Genomic DNA, 1259 nt, shown 5'->3' on the forward strand with positions numbered 1-1259 from the left:
CAAAGCGGATGTCAGTGATGCGAAAGACACCAACTCGTCGGAGTGACGGGACCGGCGCGGAACCTGTCAACCTGGATGAGTCACCGTTGTGCGCTACTTACTGAACGTCCGGTTGGCCGGGTCGGTTGATCCTCCTGGGTACGTGGCAGGCTCGGCGCCTTGCGCGCCGAGCTCGGTATCGAGCGGGGGGCACCGTCACCGCGCCGGTCGCCGGTCTGGCGGCTGTCGCAGCGGCGCGCAGGGAGGTGGACCGCGTGCTCGACAGTGCCGAGCGCCGTCCGGTGTCGATCGGGCAGGTCACGTCGCTGGCCGAGGCGCGCACCACCGTCCTGCTTGACGAGATCGTCACCGTGGTCGCCGCCGAGAAATGTCCGGTGGATCCGCGGATACGCGATCTGCACGCCTACGGCCCGGTGCTGGCCGAGACCCTGCGCGTCTGCCTGGACAGCTTCGGCGACGTCGGAGCAGCCGCGCAGGAGCTGCAGGTGCATCCCAAGACGGTCCGCTACCGGGTGCGGAGGGTCGAGTAGCTGAAGGTGGTCTCATTGTCAGATCCCGAAGTGCGGCTGCTGTTTTCGCTCGGGCTGCGCATCGTAGAAAGATCGCCTTAGCGACGAGATCGATCGACACCCAGCAGCACCGTCGGCTGCATGGCGACCGTGTCGCAGCCGCCGCAGTCAGACGAGCCCACCTAGCCGATCGTGCCGTATGCTTTCTCTCGGATCTCTTTCGAATTTTGAGGTGGGATACATCATGCGCGCTACTAAGCTGCTGCTTTTGGCCATCACCGGTACGACAGCCGCATTCGGCGCCTTCGGCGTCGCCCACGCTGACGGCAATGATGACGCATTTATCGAGGCGCTCAATGCAGAGGGGATTGAATACCCGAACTCAAGCCAGGCGATATCCAGCGGCAAAGCTGTCTGTTCCTACATCATCGCGGGACGGCACAGCGAACAACAAACCGCACAAATGGTGTTAGACGAAAACCCCAAGCTCTCGCCGATTCAGGCCGTTCAGTTCGTGAACCTCGCCCGGGGCGCCTATTGCCCCCTGCCGCCGATGGGTGGAGGCGGTGGCGGCTAGCCTCATGACTTTCATGAACTGGCCGCTGACGCCGTCGACCTCCGGTCGCGAGTCGTTGGTCTCACCGGTGGGCGGACTGCTGTTGAGCTAGGTGCTGCGTTGCCTGGGATTTGCTAAATCTGCTTCGGGGGCGTCGGTTTCCCGACGGGCTGGCGGCGAGGCATATGAACCGG

General features: G+C 63.8%; 1 protein-coding gene and 1 pseudogene. Both read left to right on the forward strand.

Annotation, left to right across the window (positions count from 1 at the left end; translation table 11 throughout):
* Positions 1-129 precede the first annotated feature (129 nt).
* Positions 130-611, forward strand: a pseudogene (locus AC2VOP_RS09855) (helix-turn-helix domain-containing protein); the annotation flags it as partial.
* A gap of 142 nt (positions 612-753) precedes the next feature.
* Positions 754-1086, forward strand: coding sequence for a DUF732 domain-containing protein (locus AC2VOP_RS09860; protein WP_486960781.1), 333 nt, complete (start codon positions 754-756; stop codon positions 1084-1086).
* The last annotated feature ends 173 nt before the right edge of the window (positions 1087-1259 follow it).

The organism is Mycobacterium sp. TH-M106 (assembly GCF_057473765.1).